The 24,925-nt window shown below is 69.9% G+C and carries 26 protein-coding genes and 1 pseudogene; 20 read left to right on the top strand and 7 right to left on the bottom strand.

Going from position 1 to position 24,925, the window contains the following annotated elements; genetic code table 11:
- Nucleotides 1–95 precede the first annotated feature (95 nt).
- The 18 genes from ACFYOH_RS11125 (at nt 96) to ACFYOH_RS11040 (ending at nt 15,538) form a co-directional block, all read left to right on the top strand.
- Nucleotides 96–1,553, top strand: a complete 1,458-nt coding sequence (locus ACFYOH_RS11125; RefSeq protein WP_388623698.1) for a phage major capsid protein — start codon at nt 96–98, stop codon at nt 1,551–1,553.
- Between the two features lie 74 nt (nt 1,554–1,627).
- Nucleotides 1,628–1,951, top strand: coding sequence for a hypothetical protein (locus tag ACFYOH_RS11120; protein WP_388623696.1), 324 nt, complete (start codon nt 1,628–1,630; stop codon nt 1,949–1,951).
- A 16-nt stretch (nt 1,952–1,967) separates the two neighbouring features.
- Nucleotides 1,968–2,849 (top strand): hypothetical protein, encoded by an 882-nt coding sequence (locus ACFYOH_RS11115; protein WP_388623692.1) that lies wholly within the window; start codon nt 1,968–1,970, stop codon nt 2,847–2,849.
- Nucleotides 2,846–3,313, top strand: coding sequence for a hypothetical protein (locus tag ACFYOH_RS11110; protein ID WP_388623689.1), 468 nt, complete (start codon nt 2,846–2,848; stop codon nt 3,311–3,313). Before ACFYOH_RS11115 ends, ACFYOH_RS11110 begins: the two co-directional genes overlap by 4 nt.
- 11 nt (nt 3,314–3,324) lie before the next feature.
- Nucleotides 3,325–3,519 (top strand): hypothetical protein, encoded by a 195-nt coding sequence (locus ACFYOH_RS11105; RefSeq protein ID WP_388623686.1) that lies wholly within the window; start codon nt 3,325–3,327, stop codon nt 3,517–3,519.
- Nucleotides 3,512–4,474 carry a phage tail tube protein gene (locus ACFYOH_RS11100; protein ID WP_388623683.1) on the top strand — a complete coding sequence of 321 codons (963 nt, stop codon included), beginning with the start codon at nt 3,512–3,514 and terminating at the stop codon, nt 4,472–4,474. The genes ACFYOH_RS11105 and ACFYOH_RS11100 overlap by 8 nt, the downstream gene beginning before the upstream one ends.
- A 15-nt stretch (nt 4,475–4,489) precedes the next feature.
- Nucleotides 4,490–4,942, top strand: coding sequence for a hypothetical protein (locus tag ACFYOH_RS11095; protein WP_388623680.1), 453 nt, complete (start codon nt 4,490–4,492; stop codon nt 4,940–4,942).
- Nucleotides 4,943–4,983: 41 nt separating this feature from the next.
- Nucleotides 4,984–5,139 (top strand): hypothetical protein, encoded by a 156-nt coding sequence (locus tag ACFYOH_RS11090; RefSeq protein WP_388623678.1) that lies wholly within the window; start codon nt 4,984–4,986, stop codon nt 5,137–5,139.
- Entirely contained in the window at nt 5,132–5,608 is a 477-nt protein-coding gene (locus ACFYOH_RS11085) for a hypothetical protein (protein WP_388623675.1), read from the top strand. Before ACFYOH_RS11090 ends, ACFYOH_RS11085 begins: the two co-directional genes overlap by 8 nt.
- 33 nt (nt 5,609–5,641) lie before the next feature.
- Nucleotides 5,642–8,971, top strand: a complete 3,330-nt coding sequence (locus ACFYOH_RS11080; protein WP_388623673.1) for a phage tail tape measure protein — start codon at nt 5,642–5,644, stop codon at nt 8,969–8,971.
- Between the two features lie 16 nt (nt 8,972–8,987).
- Entirely contained in the window at nt 8,988–11,927 is a 2,940-nt protein-coding gene (locus tag ACFYOH_RS11075) for a hypothetical protein (protein ID WP_388623670.1), read from the top strand.
- Nucleotides 11,928–11,943: 16 nt separating this feature from the next.
- Nucleotides 11,944–12,510 carry a hypothetical protein gene (locus tag ACFYOH_RS11070; RefSeq protein ID WP_388623667.1) on the top strand — a complete coding sequence of 189 codons (567 nt, stop codon included), beginning with the start codon at nt 11,944–11,946 and terminating at the stop codon, nt 12,508–12,510.
- A gap of 8 nt (nt 12,511–12,518) precedes the next feature.
- Nucleotides 12,519–12,740, top strand: coding sequence for a hypothetical protein (locus ACFYOH_RS11065; RefSeq protein WP_388623664.1), 222 nt, complete (start codon nt 12,519–12,521; stop codon nt 12,738–12,740).
- Between the two features lie 10 nt (nt 12,741–12,750).
- The gene (locus tag ACFYOH_RS11060) at nt 12,751–13,620 is read left to right on the top strand and encodes a hypothetical protein (protein WP_388623663.1); all 870 of its coding nucleotides are present in this window, start codon (nt 12,751–12,753) and stop codon (nt 13,618–13,620) included.
- 11 nt (nt 13,621–13,631) lie between these two features.
- Nucleotides 13,632–14,393, top strand: a complete 762-nt coding sequence (locus tag ACFYOH_RS11055; protein WP_388623660.1) for a peptidoglycan-binding protein — start codon at nt 13,632–13,634, stop codon at nt 14,391–14,393.
- 18 nt (nt 14,394–14,411) lie between these two features.
- Nucleotides 14,412–14,615, top strand: coding sequence for a hypothetical protein (locus tag ACFYOH_RS11050; RefSeq protein ID WP_388623658.1), 204 nt, complete (start codon nt 14,412–14,414; stop codon nt 14,613–14,615).
- Between the two features lie 12 nt (nt 14,616–14,627).
- On the top strand, nt 14,628–14,921 hold the full coding sequence (locus ACFYOH_RS11045; protein ID WP_388623655.1) for a hypothetical protein: 294 nt from the start codon (nt 14,628–14,630) through the stop codon (nt 14,919–14,921).
- The gene (locus ACFYOH_RS11040; protein ID WP_388623652.1) at nt 14,918–15,538 is read left to right on the top strand and encodes a collagen-like protein; all 621 of its coding nucleotides are present in this window, start codon (nt 14,918–14,920) and stop codon (nt 15,536–15,538) included. Before ACFYOH_RS11045 ends, ACFYOH_RS11040 begins: the two co-directional genes overlap by 4 nt.
- Nucleotides 15,539–15,599: 61 nt before the next feature.
- On the opposite strand, the gene ACFYOH_RS11035 is transcribed toward ACFYOH_RS11040, so the two are convergent.
- The 5 genes and pseudogenes from ACFYOH_RS11035 to ssd form a co-directional block, all read right to left on the bottom strand.
- The gene (locus ACFYOH_RS11035) at nt 15,600–16,454 is read right to left on the bottom strand and encodes a helix-turn-helix domain-containing protein (RefSeq protein ID WP_388623649.1); all 855 of its coding nucleotides are present in this window, start codon (nt 16,452–16,454) and stop codon (nt 15,600–15,602) included.
- Between the two features lie 27 nt (nt 16,455–16,481).
- A complete protein-coding gene (locus tag ACFYOH_RS11030) occupies nt 16,482–17,009 on the bottom strand; it encodes a DUF6879 family protein (RefSeq protein WP_388623646.1) in 528 nt (175 codons plus the stop codon).
- Entirely contained in the window at nt 16,981–17,241 is a 261-nt protein-coding gene (locus ACFYOH_RS11025; RefSeq protein ID WP_388623644.1) for a hypothetical protein, read from the bottom strand. Before ACFYOH_RS11025 ends, ACFYOH_RS11030 begins: the two co-directional genes overlap by 29 nt.
- An 802-nt stretch (nt 17,242–18,043) precedes the next feature.
- Nucleotides 18,044–18,664 (bottom strand): annotated as a pseudogene (locus tag ACFYOH_RS11020) (ATPase, T2SS/T4P/T4SS family); the annotation flags it as partial.
- A complete protein-coding gene (ssd, locus tag ACFYOH_RS11015) occupies nt 18,661–19,767 on the bottom strand; it encodes a septum site-determining protein Ssd (protein ID WP_388623641.1) in 1,107 nt (368 codons plus the stop codon). The gene ssd and the pseudogene ACFYOH_RS11020, both read right to left, overlap by 4 nt.
- Before the next feature lie 589 nt (nt 19,768–20,356).
- Between ssd and ACFYOH_RS11010 the strand changes: the two genes are divergently transcribed.
- A complete protein-coding gene (locus ACFYOH_RS11010; RefSeq protein ID WP_388623639.1) occupies nt 20,357–21,187 on the top strand; it encodes an HAD family hydrolase in 831 nt (276 codons plus the stop codon).
- A 361-nt stretch (nt 21,188–21,548) separates the two neighbouring features.
- On the opposite strand, the gene ACFYOH_RS11005 is transcribed toward ACFYOH_RS11010, so the two are convergent.
- Nucleotides 21,549–22,373 (bottom strand): oxidoreductase, encoded by an 825-nt coding sequence (locus ACFYOH_RS11005; RefSeq protein ID WP_388623636.1) that lies wholly within the window; start codon nt 22,371–22,373, stop codon nt 21,549–21,551.
- Nucleotides 22,374–22,474: 101 nt separating this feature from the next.
- On the opposite strand from ACFYOH_RS11005, the gene ACFYOH_RS11000 reads away from it, so the two are divergent.
- Nucleotides 22,475–23,467 carry an ATP-binding protein gene (locus ACFYOH_RS11000; RefSeq protein WP_388623633.1) on the top strand — a complete coding sequence of 331 codons (993 nt, stop codon included), beginning with the start codon at nt 22,475–22,477 and terminating at the stop codon, nt 23,465–23,467.
- Between the two features lie 43 nt (nt 23,468–23,510).
- Here the strand turns inward: ACFYOH_RS11000 and ACFYOH_RS10995 are convergent, their stop codons facing one another.
- The gene (locus ACFYOH_RS10995; RefSeq protein ID WP_388623630.1) at nt 23,511–24,785 is read right to left on the bottom strand and encodes a hypothetical protein; all 1,275 of its coding nucleotides are present in this window, start codon (nt 24,783–24,785) and stop codon (nt 23,511–23,513) included.
- Between the last annotated feature and the right edge of the window lie 140 nt (nt 24,786–24,925).

Genomic DNA, 24,925 nt, shown 5'->3' with positions numbered 1-24,925 from the left:
CGGACCCCGCCACGGGGCACCACCTGGGCGCCACCCGAGCCACCACCCGAGGTGCAGGCACGCCATCACCACCATCCGCGTCTGAAAGGACGACCATGCCCAACACTGTGATCCAGGGGCTGATCGAGCGGCGTGCCGAGCGCAAGACCGAGCTCGACAACCTGCTGAAGACCGCCCAGGACGAGAAGCGCGACAGCCTGAACGAGGACGAGCAGCAGCGGTTCGACGCTCTGGAGAAGGAGATCCGGGAGATCGACGCCCGGGTCGCCGAGCTCGACGAGGCCGAGCAGCGCGACGCCCAGGCCGCCGACATGGCCAAGCGCTACGGCGTCGGCCGTGTCGAGGTCGTCTCCGAGCCGATGACCTACGCCCGCGAGTCTGGTCACTCCTACTTCCTCGACCTGGCCCGGGTGCAGCTCAACCGCGGCGACGGCGACGGCGGCGTGTCCGATGCCCTCGCCCGCCTGCAGCGGCACGGCGCCGAGGTCGACGTGGAGATGCCCAAGCGTGAGCGGGCCCGCCGCGCGGCCGCCGACCGCGACCGCGACTCCCTCGACCGTGAGCTGGGCGTGCGCGGCCGCGGCACCGTCTTCGAGAAGCGCGTCAACCCGAACCGCACCGACGGGCAGGGCGGCTACTTCGTGCCGCCGCTGTGGCTGGTCGACGAGTACATCGACCTGCCGCGTTTCGGCCGGACGTTCGCCAACACCGTGCGGAACATGACCCTCCCGGGCGGGACCGACTCGGTGAACGTGCCGAAGGTGGCGACGGGTACGGCGACCGGCGTGCAGACGGCGGATGCCGCCGCGGTGACGAGCCAGGACCTGACGGACACCAGCGTGTCCGCGCCCGTCCGCACGATCGCGGGTCAGCAGGACGTCTCCATCCAGCTGCTGGACCAGTCGCCGGTCGCGTTCGACGAGGTCGTGTTCGCGGACCTGATCGCCGACTACAACCAGCGGCTCGACACCCAGTGCCTGAACGGCTCGGGCGCCTCCGGGCAGCTGCTCGGCGTGCTGAACGTCTCCGGCATCAACTCGGTGACGTACACCGACGCCACGCCGACGCTGCCGGAGCTTTACGCGCCGCTGATGCAGGCGCTGTCCCTGTCGGCGAAGAACCGCAAGATGATGCCGTCGGCCGTGTTCCTTACGCCGTCTCGCTGGTTCTGGATGGCCTCTCAGCTCGACTCGCAGAACCGGCCGTTCATCCTCCCGGAGACCAACGCCCCCTTCAACCCGCTGGCCCTGCAGACCGGCGGGGACGTCGAGGGCCCTGTCGGTCGGGTGCTGAACTTCCCCCTCCTGGCGGACGGCAACATCCCGACCAACCTCGGCGCGGGCACCAACGAGGACCGCGTCATCGCGGCCCGCACTTCGGACCTGTACCTGTGGGAGGGGTCCATGCGGACCCGTGTCCTGCAGGAGGTCCTCAGCGGCACGCTGCAGGTCCGGTTCCAGGTCTACAACTACGCCGCGTTCATGCCGAACCGGCGCCCGGAGACCATCTCGGTCATCTCCGGTACCGGCCTGATCGCCCCGACCGGCTTCTGATCCCGCCAGCTCCCCGGGCCGCCGTCTGAGGGTGCGGCGGCCCGGGGCCCATCCCCCAGTGAGGAGAGTGCGCGATGCATGATCGCGTCGCTGAACTGGCCGGTCTCCGGGCGGAGCTGGCCATCTGCAAGAACGGGCCGCGTGAGACGCGGCGTGAGAAGACCGCCGAGGTCCAGGAGCAGATCGACCGCGTGAGCGCCGAGGTCCAGGAGCAGGCCGAGGCCCTGGAGAAGCAGGCGGACGAGCTGCTGTCGAACGGCCAGGACGGCGCGGCCGGCGCGGCGCGCGAGCAGGCCCGGGCCCTTCGCGAGGCCCTGGAGTCCGACGGCGACGGCACCGAGGCGAAGCGCGGCGGGAAGCGCACCGCGGCCGCAGCGAAGCCTCCGCAGACCCGCTGACCGGGAAGGGGGCGTCATGCTGATCTACTTCACCGGCCAGGACGTGCGGCTGTCCGAGACGATCCTGGACGACACCGGCGCCCCCGCCACCGGCACCCTGACCGTCACGCTGACGGTCACCAACCCGAACGGCGTCACGTCGACCCCGGCCGTCACCTCGGCGGGCTCCGGCGTCTACGTGGCCGCGGTGCCGACGGTCGCCGTGGCCGGCACCTGGCTGTACCGGTGGACGGCGACCGGAACCGGCGTCGGCTACGCCAGCGAGGGCCAGTTCCAGGTCCGGCCGCCCGGCATCGAGCAGATCGTCGATCTGAACTCGGTCAAGGCCCACCTGAACATCCCGGCCAGCGACACCAGCCAGGATGCCGAGCTGCAGGGCTTCATCCTCGCGGCCGGCGAGCTCGCCCGGGACGTCGTCGGTCCGCTGCTGCCCGAGCAGCACACCGAGTGGCACAACGGCGGCAGTCCCACGATCACCCTGGACTGGCTGCCCGTTGCCTCCGTCCAGTCGGTCACCGAGTACGTATCGGCCTCCACGTGGGTGCTCACCGAGCAGCCGCTCGGCACGTCGACGGACGCCTACGGCTACACCGTCGACCTCGACCGCGGCCAGATCACCCGGCGGGCCACCGGCGGCGCCGTCTGCTTCCCCCACGGCGTCAAGAACGTCAAGGTCGTCTACACCGCCGGACGTGGCGGCAGCATCCCCTGGACGGTCCGGCTCGGCGGCCTGGAGCTCATCCGGCACCTGTTCCAGCTCACCCAGCAGGGCGGCCGGCCACGCTTCGGCGGCGCCGCCCTGGACGGCGAGTCGATGGGCGTCCCGACCGGGTTCGCCCTGCCGCAGCGCGTCCTGGAGCTGTGGCAGCCCTTCAAGCGGCCCCCGGGGATCGCATGACCACGCCCATCGGGAACATCCCCGCCTCCAGCATCCCGGCCGCCCGCGCCTGGATCCTCGCCGGGATACAGGCGCAGCTCGCCCTCGACAAGGGCGTGCTGGTCTGCCTGGACGAGCCGGGCCCGTACCAGCCGGACGACATCATCGCCGTCGGTGACGTGCACCAGCAGTACAACCCCGAGAACGTCGTCGGCTCCGGCGGCGCGTACTGGCTGCGCGAGGACTACACGATCACCGTGACCGTGGACGTCTACCGCGGCGGCGACGACGCCCTGGGTGTCTTCTCCCGCGCGCGCCATCTGGCCGACCTGGTCGTGGCCGTCGTCCGCTCCGATCCGTCCCTGGGCGGCGCCGTCGACCGCGCCCGGCCCGGCATGGTCACGCACACGTCCGGCTGGAGCGAGGACCACAAGGGCCGCCAGTGCGTGATCGAAATCGGCATCGACTGTCTCAAGACCCTGTGAGGGAGGCCGCAGTGCGGCGCTACACCTACAACGGCGAAGAGGGCCGCTACTACCCGACGCTCGGCCTCACACCCGAGCCGGGCAAGCGGTACCCCCTCGACAGCAACCCCGGCGACGGCGACTGGACACCGCCGGACCCCGAACCCGCCCCGGAGGCCGAGGAAACGGCCGAGGCAGAGCAGAAGCAGGAGGGCAGCGATGCCTAAGCCGTCCCATCTCTCAGTGCTCGGCGTGGCCAAGGAGGTCACCCCGGGTACCGCGGTCGCCGCGGCGAAGTGGATCCCGTTCAAGACGCTGACGCCGAAGGACGACGTCAACCTGATCCAGGATCAGGGGATGCGCGGCTCGGCGGTCGACGTCTACGGCATGTACGCCGGGCAGAAGGGCGCCGAACTCGACCTGGGCGGCGACGTCTACGCCGACACCATCGGCTGGCCGCTCGTCTCCGTCCTGCCCGACCTGACCACCACCGGCGCCTCCGCCCCGTTCTCGCACGCCATGAGCACGCTGAACACCGGCGACACCCAGCCCCCGTCGCAGACCTGGACCATCTTCGACCCGCTCGGCACCTGGCAGTACGCGGGCGCACAGTTCTCGGAGCTCGGGTTCAAGTGGAACGCCGACGGCCTGTTCGAGTGGTCCGCCAAGGCCATGTCGTGGGCGTACACCACCACGACGACGCCGACGCCGTCCTTCACCAGCGTGCCCCCGGTGGCCAACTGGAACATCGTCGTGAACATCGGCGGCACGCCGACGTTCGTGCAGGACGGCGAGCTGACCATCAAGCGGAACGTCACCGCGATCCGCGGCGCGGCCGGCACCCAGAACCCGTACCGGATCTGGACCGGCGACATCTCCGTGGAGGGCAAGGCCACCCTCGTCATGGAGGCCGCCACCCAGCGCACGAACTTCCAGAGCGCCACCATCCAGTCGTTCGACGTCTCCTACACCCAGGGCGCGGGCGCCTCGCAGAACGGCCTGCAGCTGCACTGCAGCCAGGTCGCCTTCACCGAGGGCACGCCGTCCTACGGCAAGGAGTACATCGAGCTACCGATCAGCTTCACGGCCATCGCCAACACCACCGATGCCGGCACCAGTGCGGGCTACAGCCCCATCAAGGCGACGCTGACCAACGCGGTCACGTCCGGCACCTACAAGTAGAAAGATCACACCCTCATGGCTATCCACCGTCACCAGCTGCCCGGCGGCGCCTGGGCCGACCTGCGCGATGCGTCCGAGGTGTCGGAGCGCCTGCGTCGGCCCGTGCGCGCCATCCAGATGAAGCTCGCCCAGAATCCCGCGTTCGCGGGCGTCGTCAAGGACGCCCAGGACAAGGGCGTGAAGCAGATGGACGACATCGACGAGTCCGACGCCCTGAAGATGGCCCAGGACATGGGAGACGAGGCCTTCGCCCTCATGGACGACCTCAACGACCGGCTCATCCTCTCGCGGGTGGCCGGCTGGTCGTTCGACTTCCCCGTCACGCTGGACACGCTGCAGGACCTGCCCGGACCGGCCTACGACAAGCTCAAGGAAGTCTGCGCCGACGGCGCCCTGGACAACGGGCCGGACTTCTCGCCGTCCACCGAGGCGGAGAGCCCTACCGCGCCCTCTACCGCCTCCGCGTAGCGCTAGAGGGGAAGTACGACTACCCCGCGCACCAGCTGCCCATGGACGCGTACCGGGACTGGCAGCTGTGCCGCGTGGTGGGGCCGCCGAACACCTGGATGGACCTGCCGGCCGAGCGGCTCGACTGGATCCTGGCCGTCGACGGCGCGGTGGAGCAGGCCAAGGCCAACGTCCAAGAGGAGGCAGCCCGTGCCTGAAGGCATCACCGTCGTCGTGCGCGGCACCAAGGAAGTACGGGGCGCCCTGACGCGCCTGGACCGGGAAATCGACCTGGCCACGGTCCGGGCGCTGAAGGCGACACAGGCCCTGGCCAAGAAGAGCATCAGGTCCGGGATGCGGGGGCGCCCGCGATGGGACCACCGGGGGAAGTCCTCGAGGACCGGGCCCACGGTGAACCTGAACCTGACCCCGCACCACGTGGCCAAGGGCGGCGGCCCCGGCCGGCTGACCGGGAAGCTCGTGCGCGGCGTCGGCGGCGTCCGCAAGCCCAAGCCGCTGCCCGGCGGAGGCTTCCAGGGCGGCGTCGGCGTCGGCGGCGGCGTCCGCAACCTCTACAAGAAGCGCATCGAGGGCCAGTACCCCTACGTGCGGCCCGGCGTCCGCAAGGCCGAGCCGAAGATGGCCGCCGTCTGGCAGACCCACTGGCGGCGCGCGACCAGCATCTGATCCACCGCAGCGCACCCAGGGGAGGTGATTCCCTTGGGCGCACTGCCCCCGGTGTTCATCGAGTTCCTGGGCCACTCCAAGGGCGTCAAGACGGCCATCGCCGAAGTCAAGACGGAGATGGCGGGCGCCGACGCCGCCGGAGCCGGCGCGTTCAAGCGCACCGGGCTGATGGCCAAGGCCGCGGTCGTCGGCATCGGTATCGCGGCCGCCGGCGTCGCCATCCACACCGCCAAGATGGCCGGTGACTTCCAGCAGCAGATGACCCGCGTCCGCACCGGCGCGGGAGAGTCCGCGAAGAACATGAAGATGGTCGGCGACGGCGTCCTGGCCATGGCCGGGCAGGTCGGGCAGTCCACGGACGAGCTCACCAAGGGCCTGTACATGACGGAGTCCGCCGGCTACCACGGCGCGGACGCCCTGAAGGTCCTCAAGACGGCGGCGATGGGCGCCAAGGTCGGTGCCGCCGATCTCAACACGACCACAGACGCCGCCACCACGGCGATGAACGCCTACAAGCTGGGCGCGGGCTCCGTCACCGACGTGATGAACAGCCTCATCGCGACCGAGGCCGAGGGCAAGACGAACCTCGAGGCCCTCGCGGGCTCGATGAGCACGATCCTCCCGGTCGCGGCCGCCGCCCACGTGGGGCTGCATGAGGTCCTCGGCGCGATGGCGACGATGACCGCGCAGGGCACACCGGCCGCCGTCGCCGCGACCTACCTGCGGCAGACCATCGGCCAGCTGAGCAACCCCAGCAACAAGGCCGCGACCGAGATGAAGAACCTCGGCCTGTCCGCGGTCCAGGTCGGGCAGAACCTCGGCAAGCGCGGGCTCGCCTCGACGCTGACGATGCTCACCGACGCCATCCAGAAGAAGATGGGCCCGGCCGGCACCGTCATGATCCGGCACCTGCAGGGCGCCGCGAAGAACACGTCGGAGTTCCAGCGGGCCCTGGCGAACCTGCCGCCCCAGCAGCAGACATACGTCGGCGCCCTCGCCACGATGGTCGGCGGTACGAAGTCCATGCAGGCGGCGCTGCAGCTGACCGGCCCGCACATGAAGGACTTCATCAAGAACACCAAGGGCATCGACGAGCACGTCAAAAAGGGCGGCAAGTCGATCGAGGGCTGGAGCGACGTCCAGAAGAACTTCAACCAGAAGATGGACGAGGCCAAGGCCTCGGCGCAGGCCCTCGGTATCCAGGTCGGGCAGATGCTGCTGCCCGTCATGCAGCGCATCATGACGGTCGTCGCCGCCGGCGTCACCTGGCTGACCAAGCACAAGGACGTCGCCAAGGCCCTCGCCATCATCATCGGCGTCGTCCTGGTCGCGGCCATCGCCGCCATGACCGCAGCGCTGTACGAGATGGCGGCCGCGGCCGCGGTCAACCCCGTCACCTGGATCGTGCTCGGCATCATGGCGCTGATCGCCGCGATCATCCTGCTGGCGATGCACTGGAAGACCGTCTGGGGCTTCATCAAGCGGATCGCCGGCGACGTCGCCAAAGCAGTGTCCGGCGCCTGGGACTGGGTGGCCTCCCACACCGCCAGCGTCTGGCACTCCATCACCGACTGGGTGAAGGGCGCCTGGCACACCGTCGCCCAGTTCTTCTCCTCCGCCTGGCACAGCGTGGCCGATCCGATCGTGCACGCCTGGCAGTGGGTGAAGCAGACCACGGCGACCGTGTGGAACGGGATCAAGGACTTCTTCAAGAAGTGGTGGCCCTTGTTGTTGGTGATCTTCGCGTTCCCGGTCGCCGTCCTGCTGGCGATCTGGAACCACTGGCACAAGCAGATCGTGTCCGTGGCGAAGACCGTCTGGAACGGGATCAAGTCGTTCTTCCACTCCGTGTGGAACGGGATCAAGGCGGTCGCCTCCGCCGTGTGGGCGGTCATCCAGGCCGCCGTCATCGACCCGATGCTCGCCCTGTGGGCCGACCTGCAATCGCTGTGGAAGACCATCTCCGGCTGGCTGTCCGCCGCCTGGGGTGGGATCCGCTCGGCCGCCGCCACAGTCTGGTCCCACATCAAGTCCGCGATGATCACGCCCGTCCTGGGCGCCCTGCACGCCATCTCCAACCTGATGGGGCAGGTCGCGTCGTCCATCTCCAGCCACCTGACCGCGGCCTGGAACCAGGCCAAGTCGTGGGGCGGCAAGTTCTTGTCGATCGGCAAGAACATCGTGATGGGCATCATCCACGGCGTCGAGTCCGCTGGTGGCGCCCTGTTCAGCTCGCTGAAGCACCTGGCCTCCGGTGCGCTGAACGCGGCGAAGTCCTTCCTCGGCATCGCCTCGCCGTCGAAGAAGTTCGCCGAGATCGGCGCATTCGTCGGGGCGGGCCTGGTCCAGGGCCTCACCGGGACGACCTCGCAGGTGAAGTCGGCGTCCACCCGCATCGCCCAGATGCTGTACCGGCAGTTCGGGTCCTCCGGTCACCGGCACCTGCAGAGCCTCGTCCGCAAGGACGGCGCCGAGCTGGTCAAGCTGGCCAACCAGCGCGACAGCATCGCCAAGCGGCTGAAGGACGCCAACAAGAAGCTCGGCGACCTGCAGAAGCAGTGGACCAAGACCCGTGACGACGTGGCGTCCAGCGTCATGCAGAACGTCTCCATCGTCACCGCCCTGCCGGAGAACGCGGTAGCGCTCACCAGCCAGGACGTGGTCGCGAACATGCGCGACCAGGTCGCCAAAGCCACCAAGTTCGCCGCAGACCTGCAGGCGCTGCGGAAGAAGGGCCTGTCCGCCGACCTGATCAAGCAGCTCGCCGACGCGGGTGTCGACCAGGCCGGCGCCACGGCGGCCGCCCTGGCGTCCGGCAACAGCAGCCAGATCGCCGAGATCAACAAGCTGCAGAAGCAGGCCAAGACCGCCGCGGGCAGCGTCGGCGCGGCGACGGCCGACGGCATGTACAAGGCGGGCATCGACTCGGCGAAGGGCCTGATCAAGGGCCTGCAGTCGCAGCAGAAGGCCATCACCAAGGCCATGCAGAAGATCGCCAAATCCATGGCGAACGCGATCAAGCATGAGCTGAAGATCCGCAGCCCCTCGCAGGTGTTCCACGAGATCGGCGGGTTCATCACCGACGGTCTCGCCAAGGGCATCCACGCCGGGTCCCGGACCGCCGAGGCCGCCGCGCTGGCCATGGCCGGCGCCGTCCGGACAGCCGGGACACCGGCCGTCCCGAGGATCGCGGGCATGCGCACGCCCGCCTGGGCGGCCGCCGGAGCACACGGGGCCGTCCTGGAGCACACCACCATCGTCAACGTCGACGGCGAAAAGCTGTTCCAGACCATGCAGCGCCGCTCCCTGCAACACGAGCGACGCAACACCAACAACGGCCTCTCGGCCAAGACCAGCAGATGACAAGGGGGCCCTCGTCGTGACCGTCCCGCCCGGATTCCCCCTCGACGACGGCCCCCTGATCGGCACCTGGCCGCGCGTCCTCGTCCAGATCGCCTGGAACACCGGCGGCAACTCCACCGCCCCGAACCACTGGTACACCGTCACCAAGCGGCTGCGCGGCGGCTGGAAGGCCACCCTCGCCGGACGGCAGTACGAACTCGACACCGTCACCAGCGGCTCGATGACGTTCAAGCTGGACAACCTGGACGGCGCGTTCGACCCGGACAACGCGAGCAGCTTCTTCTACCCCTACGTCCTGCCCTACCGGCGCGCCCGCCTGGTCGTGATGACCACGCCCTCCCAGAACCTGCTGTACCCGTGGGTCGCCGCCGGCACCAAGACCCAGTCCATGGCCGTCTCGACCGGCACGTTCGGCACCGTCACGGGCCTGTCGCCGTCCCTCTCGGGACTGACCACCGCCCAATCGTGGGCCCTACCCAACGGCACCGCCGCGTTCGCCGCCGTCGGCCTCTCGGGGGATATCCAGTCCTGGTCAGACCACGACTGCGAAGGCACGACCGTCACACCTGGCGCCAGCTACGGCTTCGCCCTCGACGTTCAGCTGGCGTCCGGCGGCATGACGAGCCTGGACCTCAAGCCGCGCATCGGGTGGTACGACCTCAACGGCAACCTGCTCTCTCGCAGCATCGGCACCGTCACGTCGGTCACCACCGCCTGGTCCCGCCTGTCGATGACCCGCACCGCCCCGGCCGGGGCCGCGTTCGCCATCGTCAGCCTGTCCACGAACATCGCCACCACCGCCGCCACTACGGTGCGCACCACCGGCTGGCAGCTGGAGCAGGCCGCCGCGCCCACCGCCTACGCCTACCCGGGCGACTGGTCCCAGCTGTGGCAGGGCTTCGTCGAGCGCTGGCCGCAGGCCTACGACAACAACGGCAAGTACGGCGTCGTCGACGTGACGTGCGTGGACGCGCTCGCCCCACTCTCCCAGCTCACCTACCAGCACGTCATGCCGGGCTGGCTCGCCCAGACCCAGTCGGCCAGCCTGCAGTGCGCCTACGACCTCGCCTCCACCGGCACCAGCCGGGACGTTCCCGCCGGCACCGCCTTCCTGCCCTACGCCGGCGCCCAACTGTCGAACGGCTGCCTGGACGTCGTCGGGGCGAACATCACCTACGGCACGTCGATCACGTCCACGACCGCCCAGGGAACGCTGTGGGGCGTACCGGGCCCCGTGACGACGCTGGCCAACAACCAGGCCGCATCACTCGGCAACAGCGCGGGAGCCACCTACCTGCAGCCCTGGGACGGCATCGACAACCTGATGCTGCCCAACGGCGGCTGGACCCGGCTGATCTGTTTCCGCACGACCAACCAGCCCAGCACCGGCGGCCGCTTCAACGTGGCCACCCTCTGGGGCGCCACCGGCCCCGGCTACCTCACCGGCAGTGGCAACCAGTCCGTCGCCAACCTGGAGATCTACAGCGACGGCCACTGCACGATGAAGCTGCAGAACGCCGGGAACACCTCGTCCACCTACTTCCTGAACAGCTTCGTCTACGTCTGCGACGGCAATTGGCACTGTGCCCTGATCTCCCTGTCTGCGGACGGGAAGACGGCCCGGCTCTGCGTCGATGGGTCCTGGACCTCGGTAACCCTCAGCTCGAGCGCCGCCTCGTCCACCTACACCATCGACGTCATCGGGGCGACGCTCACCACGAACGGCGAGAACACCACCCCCTTCAACGGGGACATCGCCTACTTCGCCCAGTGGAACACCGAACTCGACCTGGTCACCTCCCTCACCCTCACCCGCGGCTTCGCCACCGGCTGGTCGGGCGACACCGTCGCCAACCGCATCAGCCGCCTGCTCAACCTGGCCTCGTTCCACCCCGGCAGTGCCGTGGCCTTCCAGTTCCTGGGATCCGTCGGCACGCTCGGCTCGATGGCCCTGGACGGGCGCAGCGCCCTGGACGCCATCCAGGAGTGCGCGGACACCGAGAACGGGCAGTTCGCCGTCGACAACTTCGGCAACCCCACGCTCTACGGGCACGTGTGGCGCTGGATCCAGAGCATCCCTGTCGCCACCTTCGGCGAGAACACCGCCGCCGGTGAGATCCCCGTCAGGGGCGACATCAAGTTCGAGCAGGACCCAGCCCACCTCTACAACGACGTCCAGATCACCATCGACGGCGCGGCAGACGGCACCGACCTCAACCGGCTCCAGGAGGTGCAGGACACCACCAGCCAGAGCGCCTACTTCCCCCAGACGCTCACCCGCACCATCAACCCCAAGGCGGTCGCCACCGGCACGAGCATCGCCAACTACCTGCTCAGCCTGTACAAGGACCCCCACACCCGCCTGCAGGGCCTCACCGTCGACCTCGCCCACAACGCCTCCTTGCAGAAGAAGGCGGCGGCCCTTCACTTCGGCGACCTCGTCCGCGTGATGAAGCGCCCCACCCTCGCCCCAGCCAAGCAGCTGGACGGGTTCATCGAACAGCTGGAGTGGTCCGGAGACGACACCGGGGCCGTCCTGCAGCTGGCCCTGCAGGTCTCCCCGGCCTCGCAGTACCGCTACTGGATGATCTCCGCCGCATGGGCGGCCCTGTCCTCCTCCATCGCGGCCGGCGTCAATGTCGTCACCGTCGGGCCGATCTCCGGGAACAGTGCGATCGCCGCCCAGTACGTCATCCCGTCCGGGTTCCAGATGGTCCTCGGCTACGGCACCGCCAACGCCGAGACCGTCACCGTCCAGAGCGTCCAGACCGTCGCCCCCGGCTACAGCACGGTCCAGCTCACCCTCGCCGCGAACACCGTGAACAGCCACAGCAGCGCAGACCTGATCTGCTCGCCGCTGCCCTCCATCGCGCTGCCGCCCGGCGGCACCTACCCCTCCTGTTTCGACGCCGCCGCATCGTTCGGCGGCACCCAGCCCCTGTTCGGCTTCGGATGACCCCGGAGGAAGCCCCGTGACCACCCGTCCCTCCATCACCCAGGCCACGGCAGGCTTTCCCGCCTCGGACGCCTGGTGGAACGCCCAGGTCTACAACCCGATCAACTACCTGTACGGGCAGCTGTATATCGAGGCGTACAAGGCCACCGACTGGCAGATCACCAACACGACGACGTTCGCGTCCGACCCTGATCTTCAGTGCACCCTGCTGCCGAACAGCACGTACCGCGTGGAGATCGCTCTCCACTATGCGGCCATCGACCTCGCCCGGCTGAAGACGCAGTGGCTGGTGCCTTCCGGCGCGACCGGCAACCGCTCGGCCGTCGGCCCCGACCAGGGCGTCATCCTCTCCGGAACCTCGTCCGGCGGCAGCGGCCGCTGGGGCGTGCACGCCTTTACCACCGCCGTCACCTACGGCACCCGCGACAGCAACTCCAACATCTGTGCCGCCATCGAAGAGGGCCTGATCTTCACCGGCGCGAGCGGGGGCACCTTCGCCCTCCAGGCCGCGCAGACCACCGCCAACGCCACCTTCAGCAAGGTCGCGCAGGGCTCGTATATGCGCGTCAAGCTGCTCTCTTAGGAGTCCCCGTGGACCTTCCGTACCCGTACTACCGGCTGCAGGCCGACGGCCCCAACGAGACCGGCTTCGGCTTGCTCGTGCACATCGAGGAGGGCGCCGGCGGCCCGCTGCCCGGCATGACGACGCAGGGCGTCCTCGACAGCCTGCGCGCGCTGCTGGAGGGCACCGGCGGCACCGTCACGACGACGCTGGCCCTCTACGCCATCACCACCACCGACAACCCGTCCTGAGGGGCTCCAGTTGAGCACTACACCCGCCCTCCGTCAGTTCCGCCTGGGCAAGCTGCCCGCACAGCCCGCGCGGCCGCAGCTGCGCCTGTCCGCCGTCCTCGCCGAGCGACTGGCCGCTCCGCCCGCCTCCGCGGACTGGCAGGACGACCGGATCACCTGGCCCATGTATGGCAACGACACCATCGGCGACTGCACCTGCGCTGGCGTCGGCCACCTCGTCAACCAGCTCACGTTCTACGGCTCCGGCGCGGAGAAGCTGCCCGCCGAGAAGTCCGTCATCGGCATGTACTCGGCGATCACCGGCTACACCCCGGCCGACCCGGACAGCGACACCGGCGCGTACTGCCAGGACGTCCTCGGCTACTGGCGCAAGACCGGTTTGGAAGGCCACAAGATCACGGCCTACGCCTCCCTCGACGTGTCCAGCCTGACCGAGGTCAAGCAGGCCATCGCCCTGTTCGGCACCGTCTACGTCGGCCTCACCGTCCCCGATTCGGCCATGGACCAGTTCAACGCCGGGAAGACCTGGGACGTCGTGAAGGGCGCCAAGCCGGAGGGCGGCCACTGCATCATCGTCGGCGCCTACGGCTCAGGGAAGTTCGGCCTCGTCACCTGGGGCACCGAGACCCAGATGACCGAGGCATTCTGGCGGACCTACGTCGACGAGGCCTGGGTGGTCCTCGACGCCGACGGACTGCAGAAGGCCGGCGTCTACTTCACCGGCGCGCCGAGCTGGTACGCCCTCGGCCAGCAGTACGCCGCCCTCACCGGCCAGCCCAACCCCATACCAGCCCCCGCGCCCCCCGCCCCCGCGCCCACGGACGCCGACAAGGCGCTCGCCAACGCCGCCCACAAGTGGCTCACCACGAAGGGACTCTGACCATGGCACGCATGCCCGGGGCGACATGGATCGGCCCGACCCCGAACCAGCGGACGGACGGCATGGTCGAGGTTTGCGGCCTCGTCCTCCACATCCAGCAAGGCACCGAGACCGGGTCGGAGGCCTGGTTCAAGAACCCCGCCTCGCAGGCCTCCAGCCACTTCCTGAACCCGAAGACAGGCGGCCTGCGCCAGCTCGTCGACACCAAGGACCGCGCCTGGGCCGAGGCCGCCGGGAACGCCCACTGGGTCTCGATCGAGAACGAGGGCTACGCCGGCGACCAGCTCACCCCGAGCCAGCTGGAGAACGCCGCGCAGCTGCTCGCCTGGCTGCACACCCACGACGGCGTGCCCCTGCAGCCGACCGACAACCCGGACGGCCGCGGGCTGGGCTGGCACGGCATGGGAGGCGAGGCATGGGGCGGGCACACCGGCTGCCCCGGCGAACCCATCAAGGCACAGCGCGGCGCGATCATCGCCCGCGCCAGGCAGATCCTCGGCCTCGACCACCCGCCTCAGCCGGCGCACGAGCCGTTCCCCGGCGTCTCGTTCTTCACGGCCGGCCGCCGCTCCCCGGTCATCGCCGCCATGCACCGCCGCCTGGTCGCCGAAGGCTGCGGCCGATACCAGTCCAACGCCAACTCGGACGTCTGGGGGCCCGGTGACGTCCGCTCCTACGCCGCGTGGCAGCGCAAGCTCGGCTACGCAGGCAGCGCAGCCGACGGCATCCCCGGCCCCACCTCGTGGGCCAAGCTCCACGTTCCCAACGTCTGACCCCGGAAGGACCAGCACATGAAGATCTCCAAGATGTGGAAGGCCGTCGTCGCGGGTGCGGCCGCCGGCGCCGCGGCCGCCGCCACCGCCGTTCAGGACGGAACGGTCACGGCCGCCGAGGGCGTCACCATCGCGCTCGCCATCCTCGGCGCGCTCGGCGTGACCTGGGCCGTCCCCAACCGGCAGACCAGCAGCACCACGAGCGACCAGCCCAGCCTCTGATCGGAGCACCACGTGGCCGATGAGCCGTCGAACTCTGAGCTGTGGCGGCTCATCACCGACGTGCGCGCCGACCTCTCTCAGCGCCTCGACCAACTCGTGCGCCGGGACGTGTACGACGCGCGGGAGTCCGCCCGCGACCGCGCCATGGAAGCCATGCAGCGAGACATCCAAGAGATCGAGGACGACCGGGAGAAGGAAGCCGACCGCCGCGCGGGTGACCGGCGCCTCATCTTCACCGCACTGATCGCGCCGGTCATCATGCTCGTCGTCATGATCTACCTGGCGTCGCAGGGGGTGAAGGTATGAGCCGCGTTGCCCGCCGTCGGCGCAGCGACATCGTGTTCCTTCTGGCCGTTGCCGCAGCGCTGGCTGGCGTCTTGTGGATCGTCGTCACCTTGCAGAGCCTGGCCGCCGACCTGCACACGGCGAACCAGGCCCGCGACGCGCTCGCCCGCCAGGTGCAGCAGCTGGGCGCGAAGCCTGTCGCCGGGCCTCCCGGCAGCCGCGGCGAGCCTGGCAAGAGTGTGGTCGGCCCGCAGGGACCCCAGGGCGAGCAAGGCCCGACCGGACCCGAGGGGCCGACCGGACCGTCCGGGGCGCCGGGCAAGAACGGGAAGGACGGCGCGAACGGAGTCAGCCAGACCGGAGCCCCCGGCACCAACGGGGCCACTGGACCGGCCGGGCCCCAAGGCCCGCAGGGCGAGCGGGGGCCGGCCGGTCCTCAAGGCCCGCCGGGCGCCGACGGCAAGGACGGCGCGGACGGCAGGGACGGGCAGACCTGCCCGGACGGGTACTCCCTACAGGCGCCGGCCTGGGACCCCGACGCTCTGGTCTGCCGGCGCGACGGCGCCCCGCCATCGGAGAAGAGGGACAGCAGCCTGCTCGGCATGGGGCTCGACCCGCAACGCCGCCAGTACGCATGACGAACGCCCCCTGCACGGCCCCATCGCGGGCTGTGCAGGGGGCGTTTCGTCATGCCCGGGGTCAGTGCAGCGCGTCGATGGCCTTCACGATCAGCGCGCGGGCATCGGCCCCGTACACGGCCATGCCGCGCAACTGCTCGAACGCCTTCAGGTAGAGGGCGATCTCCGACGGCTGCGTAATGTTCACCTCCGCCGACAGGAACTCGACCGACACGAGACTGTCGTCGTACATGTGGAACGTCTCGACGGGCCACTGACGGCGCGCCCGCGTCGCCATGGGGATGATCCCCAGCGACACCTGGGGCAGCGCGCCGGCTGTCAGCAGGTAGCCGAGTTGGGCAGCCATCGCGTCCGCGTCGCCCAGCTGGGAGTACAAAACGGCCTCCTCGATGAGCATGACGAAACGGTGCCCTGGCTCATGGATGACCCGGGAGCGCTCGACCCGGGCGGCTGCGGCCTCGGCGCCGTCGTTGACGGGGATGCCTCGAAAGTCGGCGATGCTGCTCAACAGGGCGGACGCGTAGCCCTCGGTCTGCAGCAGGCCAGGGACCATCGTCGAGGAGTAGACCCGGAACAGCCGCGTCTCGTGGAAGAACTGGACGACACTGTCCTGCAGCTGCTTCATCCCGCGCCGCACCTGGTGCCGCCACTCGCTGTACATGGACTCAGCGTTCAGCGACTGCGTGACCAGATCCTCCGCCTGGTCGACGGCCCCGCAGGCGACAGCCCAGGCCCGTATGTCCTTCGCCGACGGGGCGGTGATGGCGTTCTCGACGCGGGACGTCTTCGAGTGATGCCAGCCGCACCGGTCGGCCAGCTCAACCACCGTCAGCCCGGCACTCTTGCGGAGGTCGCGCAGCCGCAGCGCGACGACCTGGCGCGCGGCCTGGGCAGACGAGGACGGGGAGATCGGCATGTGAGCTGGCCTGTCCGGTGCGTGCTGTCAGTGGATCTCGTACTGCTCGTGCGGGGTGGCGCGGGACCACACGGCTTCGAACGCCTCGGCGCACAGCTTGGCCGCGGCCGGGTCGTCGACGATCTCCTCGCCGGTCCACGACCCGTCGCCGGCGAAGTGGTTCCAGTGGACCCAGCGCTCGTCGAAGAGCCAGAAGTCGTTGCCCGGCAGCGCGATGTCGGAAGCCTGCCGGCGGGGAAGCCACCGCACCTGCTCGCCCGCGGCGACGTTGGTGAAGGTGCCGTCGTACAGGAAGCGCGTGTACTCGCTGACCGGCTCGGAGACGATGCGCGCCCGGCGGACGACGACGCCGCGGCCCACGGTCTCCTGGATGAGGTCGAGCCACGGCCGCCACCAGGAGGTGCGGTCCGCCGGGTCGTGACGGAAGCCTGCCCGCCACTGGGCGAACGGGCCCTCTTCGTAGTCGACGGCGTAGGAGTCCCGCATCTCGAGGTGCACGGCTGAGCGCGTGCAGCCTGCGATCAGCTCATCGAAGGTTGGAACGCTCGACGGCATCGCACGCCTCCCTGATCATGTGCACCATCCTGGCGGGGATACGGATCACTGCCTCGCCCTCGGGGATGCCCTGCGCGTGGCCCGGCACCTCGAACGCAGCGCATTCCGCCTCCAGTTCGGGCCCCGGCTTCCAGCCCTGGAAGACGAACTCTGCTTTCTCCTGGTCGACCCACACGGTAGGGCTCTGCTTGTCCCCGGTGTTGGGGTCGATGCCGATGAACAGTAGCGACACGACTGCCTCCGTCGATGAGTTGTGCAGTTGTGTGCAACACCGTCATCCCGTCGGTCTAGTCGGTCAAGGGGGCAAAGCGGCCAACCCACTGGCCAGGAAAGGGACGTGAGCAGATCTGCACATTGCTGGAGGCGTCGCACACCGCGCTCCTAGCGTCAGCGGATACGACGAAACCCCGGCGAGGCGGCGGGCCTCCCGGGGCGCGGTCAACGCCACGTGAGGAGCGTCGACGTGCAGAAGACTAAAGCCATCCCGGCCGTGCCCGCAGCAGCCGAGTACAAGGCGCTGCTGGAGCACTGCAGCACCTGCCGCGCATGCCACAGGAACACTGCCGTCGCTTGCCCGGAGGCGGGCCGCCTGCGCCGCGCATGGTCGACAGCCCGCCGCGCAGACCGCGGGGGTGTCCGCCGATGATGTGCGCGCGCTGCGACCAGCCGATCGAGGGCGAGCCCCGGGCGGTCGATAAGTTCTCAGCGTCCGGTGCCGGCGGCACGGTTTACGTCCACAAGGAGTGGTGCAGGCCGGTGCCGCGCCAGACGGCTCCAGTGCGGCGGCTGCACGGCAGGCAGGACACCTAGACTCCCGGACCCGGCGCGACGGCGTGCCGGGCACGGGCAGGCCCCGGCCGGACGCCGATCCGGCCGGGGCCGTTTCGCGTCCGCTGGGGCGCCATAGAGGCGGAACCTTCGATTCGAAGGCTCGCGCGAAAGCGGCGCCACGTCGCCACAAAGCCGCAGGTCACAGGGGCTATTCCGGGCCTCCGCAAGCACCCCAAATCAAGATCACTTTAGAGGCGTCGTAGAAGTAGATTGGGGTTGCCGCTTCCGGTGCCGCCGCTGACGAGGAAGGACAGCCGGGCCGTGAGCAGCGCCCGCAGGATCCGCTCGCCGCCGGGCGGTACCGTGCCGGCCTCGACCAGCTCCTCCAGCATGAACGCCCGGGGCCGTACGACCCGCAGGGCCAGGCAGGTGCAGCCGACGGCGACCGGGGGCAGCACCGCGTGCAGCCGGGTGCCGTCGGGCAGCCGGGCGTCCGCCCACGGCCGGGCGTCGTCCAGCCGGCGTCCGGCCACGGCGGCCAGCCGCTGCGCGAGGCGTCGTACGGCCGCCGCGTCGGGGAAGGTCACCGGGGTCAGCTCCAGGCCGCCGCCACGGTCCACCCACACCCGGTCGGGGGCGGACACCAGGACGTCGGTGACGTCCGGGTCGGCGAGCAGCGGCTCCAGGGGGCCGGTGCCGACGAGTTCGGACCTCAGCTGCCGGGCCGCGCCGAGGACTTCGGCGTCGCCGAGCACCCTGCCCTGTTCGCGCAGGGCCTGGGCCACCCGCGCGGGGGTGGGTTCGGCGCCACTCTCGGCCAGCCGGCGCCGGACGCCGTCGAGCAGAGTGGCGCCGTCCGCGCGGTCGAGTCCGGGGAGGCTCATCGGGTGCCTCCGACCTCGACCAGCGCGCGCTCCCAGAAGTTCGCACAGAAGCGGGCGAGCGGACCGCGTCCGGTCGCGGCGGGCGGCTTCGCACCGCCCCGCGGGCGCAGCAGCGGCGGTTCGACCGGCACCTCGCCGGCCAGTGGCAGGCCGAGCAACCGGGACACCCCCTGGTCGTCCAGGCCCGGGGCGTACGGCCCGCGCACCGCCACGCGCAGGTCGCGCACCACCATGCCGACAGCGGAGGCGACCCGCCCGGCCGCGGCGACCGCGCGCAACTCGGCGGGGACGACGAGCAGCGCCAGGTCGAGCTGGGCGAGGACTTCGGCGACCCCGTCGTCGAGCCGGCGGGGCAGGTCCACCACGACCGTGCCGCCCCGCCGGCGGGCCGCGGCGAGCACCGCGCGCACCGCCTGCGGCGGGACGGCGACGCAGTCGCCGCGGTCCCAGCTCAGCACCCGAAGGGAGTGCAGTTCGGGCAGCGACTCCTCCAGGGCGCCGCCGCCGACCCGGCCGCGGGAGGCTGCGAAGGCGGGCCAGCGCAGTCCGTCGACGCTCTCGCCACCGAGGAGTACGTCGAGTCCGCCACCGAGCGGATCGGCGTCCACGAGGAGGGTGCGCAGTCCCTCGCGCGCGGAGGTGACGGCCAGCGCGCATGCGAGCGTGGAGGCGCCGGCCCCGCCCCGGCCGCCGATCACGCCGACGGTGAGGGCCGGGCGGCCGACTCCCTCGGCGACGTCGGCGATGCGGTCGACCAGCCACTGCTCGCCGTCGGGAAGCATCAGGACGTGGTCGGCACCGATCTCCATGGCGCGTTGCCACACCCCCGGGTCGTCCTGGTCACGGCCGACCAGCACCACTCCGCGCCGGCGCGTGGCCCCGCCGACCCGGCGGGTGCAGTCGTCGCCGACCAGCACCAGCGGGGCCGTTTCCCAGCCGTCGCCGTGTTCGGGGACGCCGTGGTGGACCTCGGGAGTGGCGCCGGCGGCCGCGCACAGGCGCAGCAGGTCGTCCAGGAGTTCGGCGTCCTCGGTGACGATGAGCGGCCTGCCCGGCCGGTCCGGGGTGCCGGGCGGCGGGTCGTGGGTGACGGCTGCGGTCACGGGTGTTCCCCCTTCGCTGCGTGGGCCGCGCGCCCCTGCGGCCACGCGATTCCCAAAGGTGTGAAGAACCGGCAAGCGGCCCCCCATATGAGCGGCCGGCAGAAACCGGCCATAGGCGCTCCGGCAATCGGAACCGGCCATGAACTCGCCGTGGCCGAGCGCGCTGGAATCACGGTGCAGCGATCCGCGAAATCATGTGGATCTTGGTCGAAATCTGTGGACAACTCGGGGGCTGTGAATATCGCAGTCACCCATACCGGTGACCTCTGCGCCCATCCCTGCGCGACTTCCACAGAGCAGTGCGACGATTACCCGGAGTAACGGATCATGGGCGCACGGAAGCGGCGGCCGCGGTGCCGTCGTACCGACCCGCGGTCGCGTGAAAAAAGGGGAGGAAGGGGAAAAGCCGCCCGGACATGCGACGACCCCCGCCGGGGGGGAGAGCGGGGGTCGTCCCCACGGCCGACTCGGGGGGGAGGAGTCGGACCGGGTTAGCACGGTCGCGAACGATCCGTGACTTCCATGGTGTACCCGAGAGCCCTCTCAGGCAAACCCACGCGCCCCACCTTACGCCGAATGGTGGGCGCCTATGCTCTGGGGCGTGGAAAACCACTCCTTGCCCCGCGCAGCAGCCTTCTTTGATCTGGACAAGACGGTCATTGCGAAGTCGAGCACGCTCACCTTCAGCAAGTCCTTCTACCAAGGCGGGCTGATCAACCGCAGGGCCGCGCTGCGTACCGCATATGCCCAGTTCGTCTTCCTGGTCGGTGGCCTGGATCACGACCAGATGGAGCGCATGCGCGAGTATCTGTCCACCCTGTGCCGCGGCTGGAACGTGCAGCAGGTGCGGGAGATCGTCGCCGAGACCCTGCACGACCTGATCGACCCGATCATCTACGACGAGGCAGCCTCCCTCATCGAGGAGCACCACTCGGCCGGCCGGGACGTGGTGATCGTGTCGACCTCGGGCGCCGAGGTGGTCGAGCCGATCGGTGAACTGCTCGGCGCGGACCGGGTGGTGGCCACCCGCATGGTCGTCGGCGAGGACGGCTGCTTCACCGGGGAGGTGGAGTACTACGCCTACGGCCCGACCAAGGCCGAGGCGATCCGGGAGCTGGCCGCGTCCGAGGGCTACGACCTCGACCGCTGCTTCGCCTACAGCGACTCGGTGACCGACCTGCCGATGCTCCAGGCCGTCGGGCACCCGCACGCGGTGAACCCGGACCGCACCCTGCGCCGCGAGGCGGTCGCGCGCGGGTGGCCGGTTCTGGAGTTCCGCCGGCCGGTCCCGCTGAAGAAGCGGCTGCCCACGTTCTCCGTCCCGGCCCGCCCCACGCTGGTCGCGGCGGCGGCCATAGGAGCGGCGGCCGCAACCGCCGGCCTCGTCTGGTACGCCAGCCGACGCCGGAGCACCGCCTGACACAGAAGCACCGTCGGGACTGGGCCCGTTTCGCCCTCGTTTGAACCTAAAGGTAAAAGAACCGGAGGCAAGGGTTTCGCTTCCTCCCGGCGCGCGGTACAAAGACCTTAGGCCCGCGAGACCAAAGGGACATCCGAGAGGATCACCTACCACTACGCACTTGGCCCACGGACCACGCATGGACACCGGGCACCCACGCGACGTCGACCCGTCGATTACGGGCCAGCCGCACCAGGTGACGGGCAAAGTCCCCGACCTGATGGGCAGATATCGAGGACGCTTGGTAACCCGGTGAACATGCCAGCGGCGGTACGAAGACTCGTACCGCCGCATTCATGTCCGGGGCCCGCCGGGCGCCTTATCAGGCCGCGCCGCGCTGCAGCGCCTCGCACACCGCCGTCGACTCGCGCGCACCCAGCTCGATCGCCCGGCCGCAGTGCGCGATCCAGGCCCCCATACCCTCGGGGGTGCCGGAGACATATCCGTCCAGCGCCGCCAGATAGGAGGCGCGGCCCAGCTCGGCGTGGCCGACCTCGGCCGGGCAGATCGCCTTCGGGTCCAGGCCGCTTCCGATCAGCACAATCCGTTCGGCCGTGCGTGCGACCAGGCCGTTGTGGGACACGAAGGGCCGCAGCGCGAGCAGCTCGCCGTGCACCACGGCGGCCGTGACCAGCGCGGGCGCGGACGTCCCCGCGATGATCAGGTCCGCGAGCCCCTCCAGCCGCCCGGAGACCTCCGCCGCGTCCGGCAGCGGCAGCTCGACCAGCGGTTCGTCCACCGGCTCGCCGGCCTGGCGCGGCCTGCCGACCTCGTCGTCCTTGCTCGCCGCGGCCACCAGGTGCAGCCGCGCCAGGACCCGGAGGGGCGACTGCCGCCAGATGGACAGCAGCTGTCCCGCCTCCGCCGACAGCCTGAGGGCCGCACCCATGACGCGCGCCTCCGCGTCGCCGCCGAAGTCGGTACGCCGCCGCACCTCCTCCAGGGCCCAGTCGGCGCCGGACAGGGCGGCGGAGCCACGGGCAGCGCGCAGGGCCGCCTCGGAGGTGATCTCGGCACTGCGGCGCCGCATGATCCGGTGCCCGTAGACCCGGTCCACGGCCTTGCGCACGGATTCCACGGAGTCGGCCACACCGGGCAGCGAGCCCAGGGCCGCGAGCGGGTCGGCGTTCGCGCCTGTCGTACTCATGAGTACGACCCTACGCATCCCATCGCCCAACCCCTCGAAGGAGTGGTCTTCTTCACTCCCGACTGCCACTTACAGCTACCAACCGACTACCGTTGGTGAATATGAAAATTGCTTTCGTCGGGAAGGGCGGCAGCGGCAAGACCACGCTCTCCTCCCTGTTCATCCGCCACCTCGTGGCCGCCGGCGCCCCGGTGGTCGCCATCGACGCGGACATCAACCAGCACCTCGGGCCCGCGCTCGGCCTCGACGAGGCGGAGGCCACAGCGCTGCCCGCCATGGGCGAGCGGCTGCCGCTGATCAAGGACTATCTGCGCGGCAGCAACCCGCGCATCGCCTCCGCCGCCACGATGATCAAGACGACACCGCCCGGCGAGGGCTCGCGGCTGGTCCGGGTGCGAGAGCCGAATCCGGTCTACGACGCCTGCGCGCGGCCGGTGGAACTCGAGGGCGGCGCCGTCCGTTTGATGGTCACCGGCCCCTTCACGGACGCCGACCTGGGGGTCGCCTGCTACCACTCCAAGACGGGAGCGGTGGAGCTGTTCCTGAACCACCTCGTCGACGGCCCCGACGAGTACGTCGTGGTCGACATGACGGCCGGTTCGGACTCCTTCGCCTCCGGCATGTTCACCCGCTTCGACATGACGTTCCTCGTCGCCGAGCCGACCCGGAAGGGGGTCTCCGTCTATCGCCAGTACAAGGAGTACGCCCGCGACTTCGGCGTCGCCCTGAAGGTCGTCGGCAACAAGATCCAGGAACAGGACGACATCGACTTCCTTCGCGAGGAGGTCGGTGACGACCTGCTCGTGACCGTCGGCCGCTCGGACTGGGTGCGCGCCATGGAGAAGGGCCGTCCGCCCCGGTTCGAACTGCTGGAGGAGGCCAACGCCCAGGCACTGCACACCCTTCGGGCCACCGCCGACGCTACATACGACCTGCGGGACTGGGAGCGCTACACCCGTCAGATGGTGCACTTCCACCTGAAGAACGCCGAGGCGTGGGGCAACGAGCGCACCGGGGCCGATCTGGCGGCGCAGGTCGACCCCGCCTTCGTGCTCGACGAGAGCCTCGGCGCGGAGATCACAAGTTCCGTGTGAGAGCTACGGCTTGAGCGTGACACCTACGGTTTGCCTGTGACGCCTACTGCCTGACCGCCGGTGCCCCGGGCACGCCCTTGGGTGCCGGGGCCGGGCGGCCGGAGAGGAAGGACGCCCAGCCCTGCCTGGGGGCCTCGCCCACCGCCAGGGTGCGCAGTTTCTGAAGGATCTTCGGGTCCTGTGCGTCCAGCCAGTCGACCAGTTGGCGGAAGGACACACAGCGGACGTCGGGCTTGTTGCACACCTCCTTCACCGTGTCCTCGACGGCGCGCATGTACGTGCCGCCGTTCCAGGACTCGAAGTGGTTGCCGATGATCAGCGGCGCGCGGTTGCCGTCGTAGGCCCGGTGGAAGCCCTTGACCAGGCCGTCGCGCATCTGGTCGCCCCAGTAGCCGAACTTGCCCGCGTCGCCCTGGGTCTTGGTGCCGGACTGGCTGACCATGAAGTTGTAGTCCATGGTCAGCTGCTCATAGGTGTGCCCGGGGAAGGGCACCAGCTGCATCGACAGGTCCCACAGGCCGTCCTTCTTCTTGGGCCACACCTGGTTGTTGACTCCGCTGGAGTCGTAGCGGAAGCCCAACTCGCGGGCCGCCTTCGTGAAGTTCTGCCGGCCCTCCAGGCAGGGCGTACGGGCGCCGATCAGCTCCTTGTCGTAGTCGAAGGGCAGCGGGGCCGACTCCTTCATGCCGGTGTTGGTCTTCCAGGACTTCACGAACTGCTTGGCCTGGGCGATCTCGCTCTTCCACTCCGCCACCGACCAGGTGCCGACCCCGCCGTTGGACCCGCAGAAATGGCCGTTGAAGTGCGTGCCGATCTCATTGCCCTCCAACCAGGCCAGCCGTGCCTGCTTGACGGTGTCGGCGATTCCCTTCTCGTCGTTGAAGCCGATGTCGGAGCTGCCCGGCGAGTGCTGGGGCGGCTTGTACAGCTCGCGCTTCTCCTCCGGCAGCATGTACACGCCGCTGAGGAAGTACGTCATGGTCGCGTGGTTCTCCTTGGAGACCTCACGGAAGTGCGAGAACAGCTTCTGGCTGTCCTCGCCCGCGCCGTCCCAGGAGAACACCACGAACTGTGGCGGTTTCTCACCGGGCTTCAGCCGCTCGGGTCTGGGCAGATGCGGCTGCGAGCCGGTGTACGCGGTGGATCCGTCACCGATCAGCCGGAACACGCTCTGGGGTGCCGGGGCCGCCGGGGCACCCTTCTGCGGGCCGGACGTCCCTTCCTTCGAGGCGTGGGAGCCGGTCGCACAACCGGCCAGCGAGGCGGCACAGGCCGCGGCGACCATGGCGCCGACGGCGATCCTCTGGGTGGCGGCCATGTTCCGCCCACCTTCTTCCTTCTCTCGGACACGCGCTGGCGAGGGCCGTTTTCTGGTGATGTGCCGGGCTTGGACCGACGCTGCCGCCAAGATCACACAGAGCCGAGAAGGAAGCGGTGCGACAAGCCAATCAAATGATT

It is taken from the genome of Streptomyces sp. NPDC007856 (genome assembly GCF_042868225.1).
In the GTDB taxonomy this organism is placed as follows: domain Bacteria; phylum Actinomycetota; class Actinomycetes; order Streptomycetales; family Streptomycetaceae; genus Streptomyces.
Note: the sequence above shows the minus strand (reverse complement) of the source record. Positions and strands in the feature narration are given on the sequence as shown.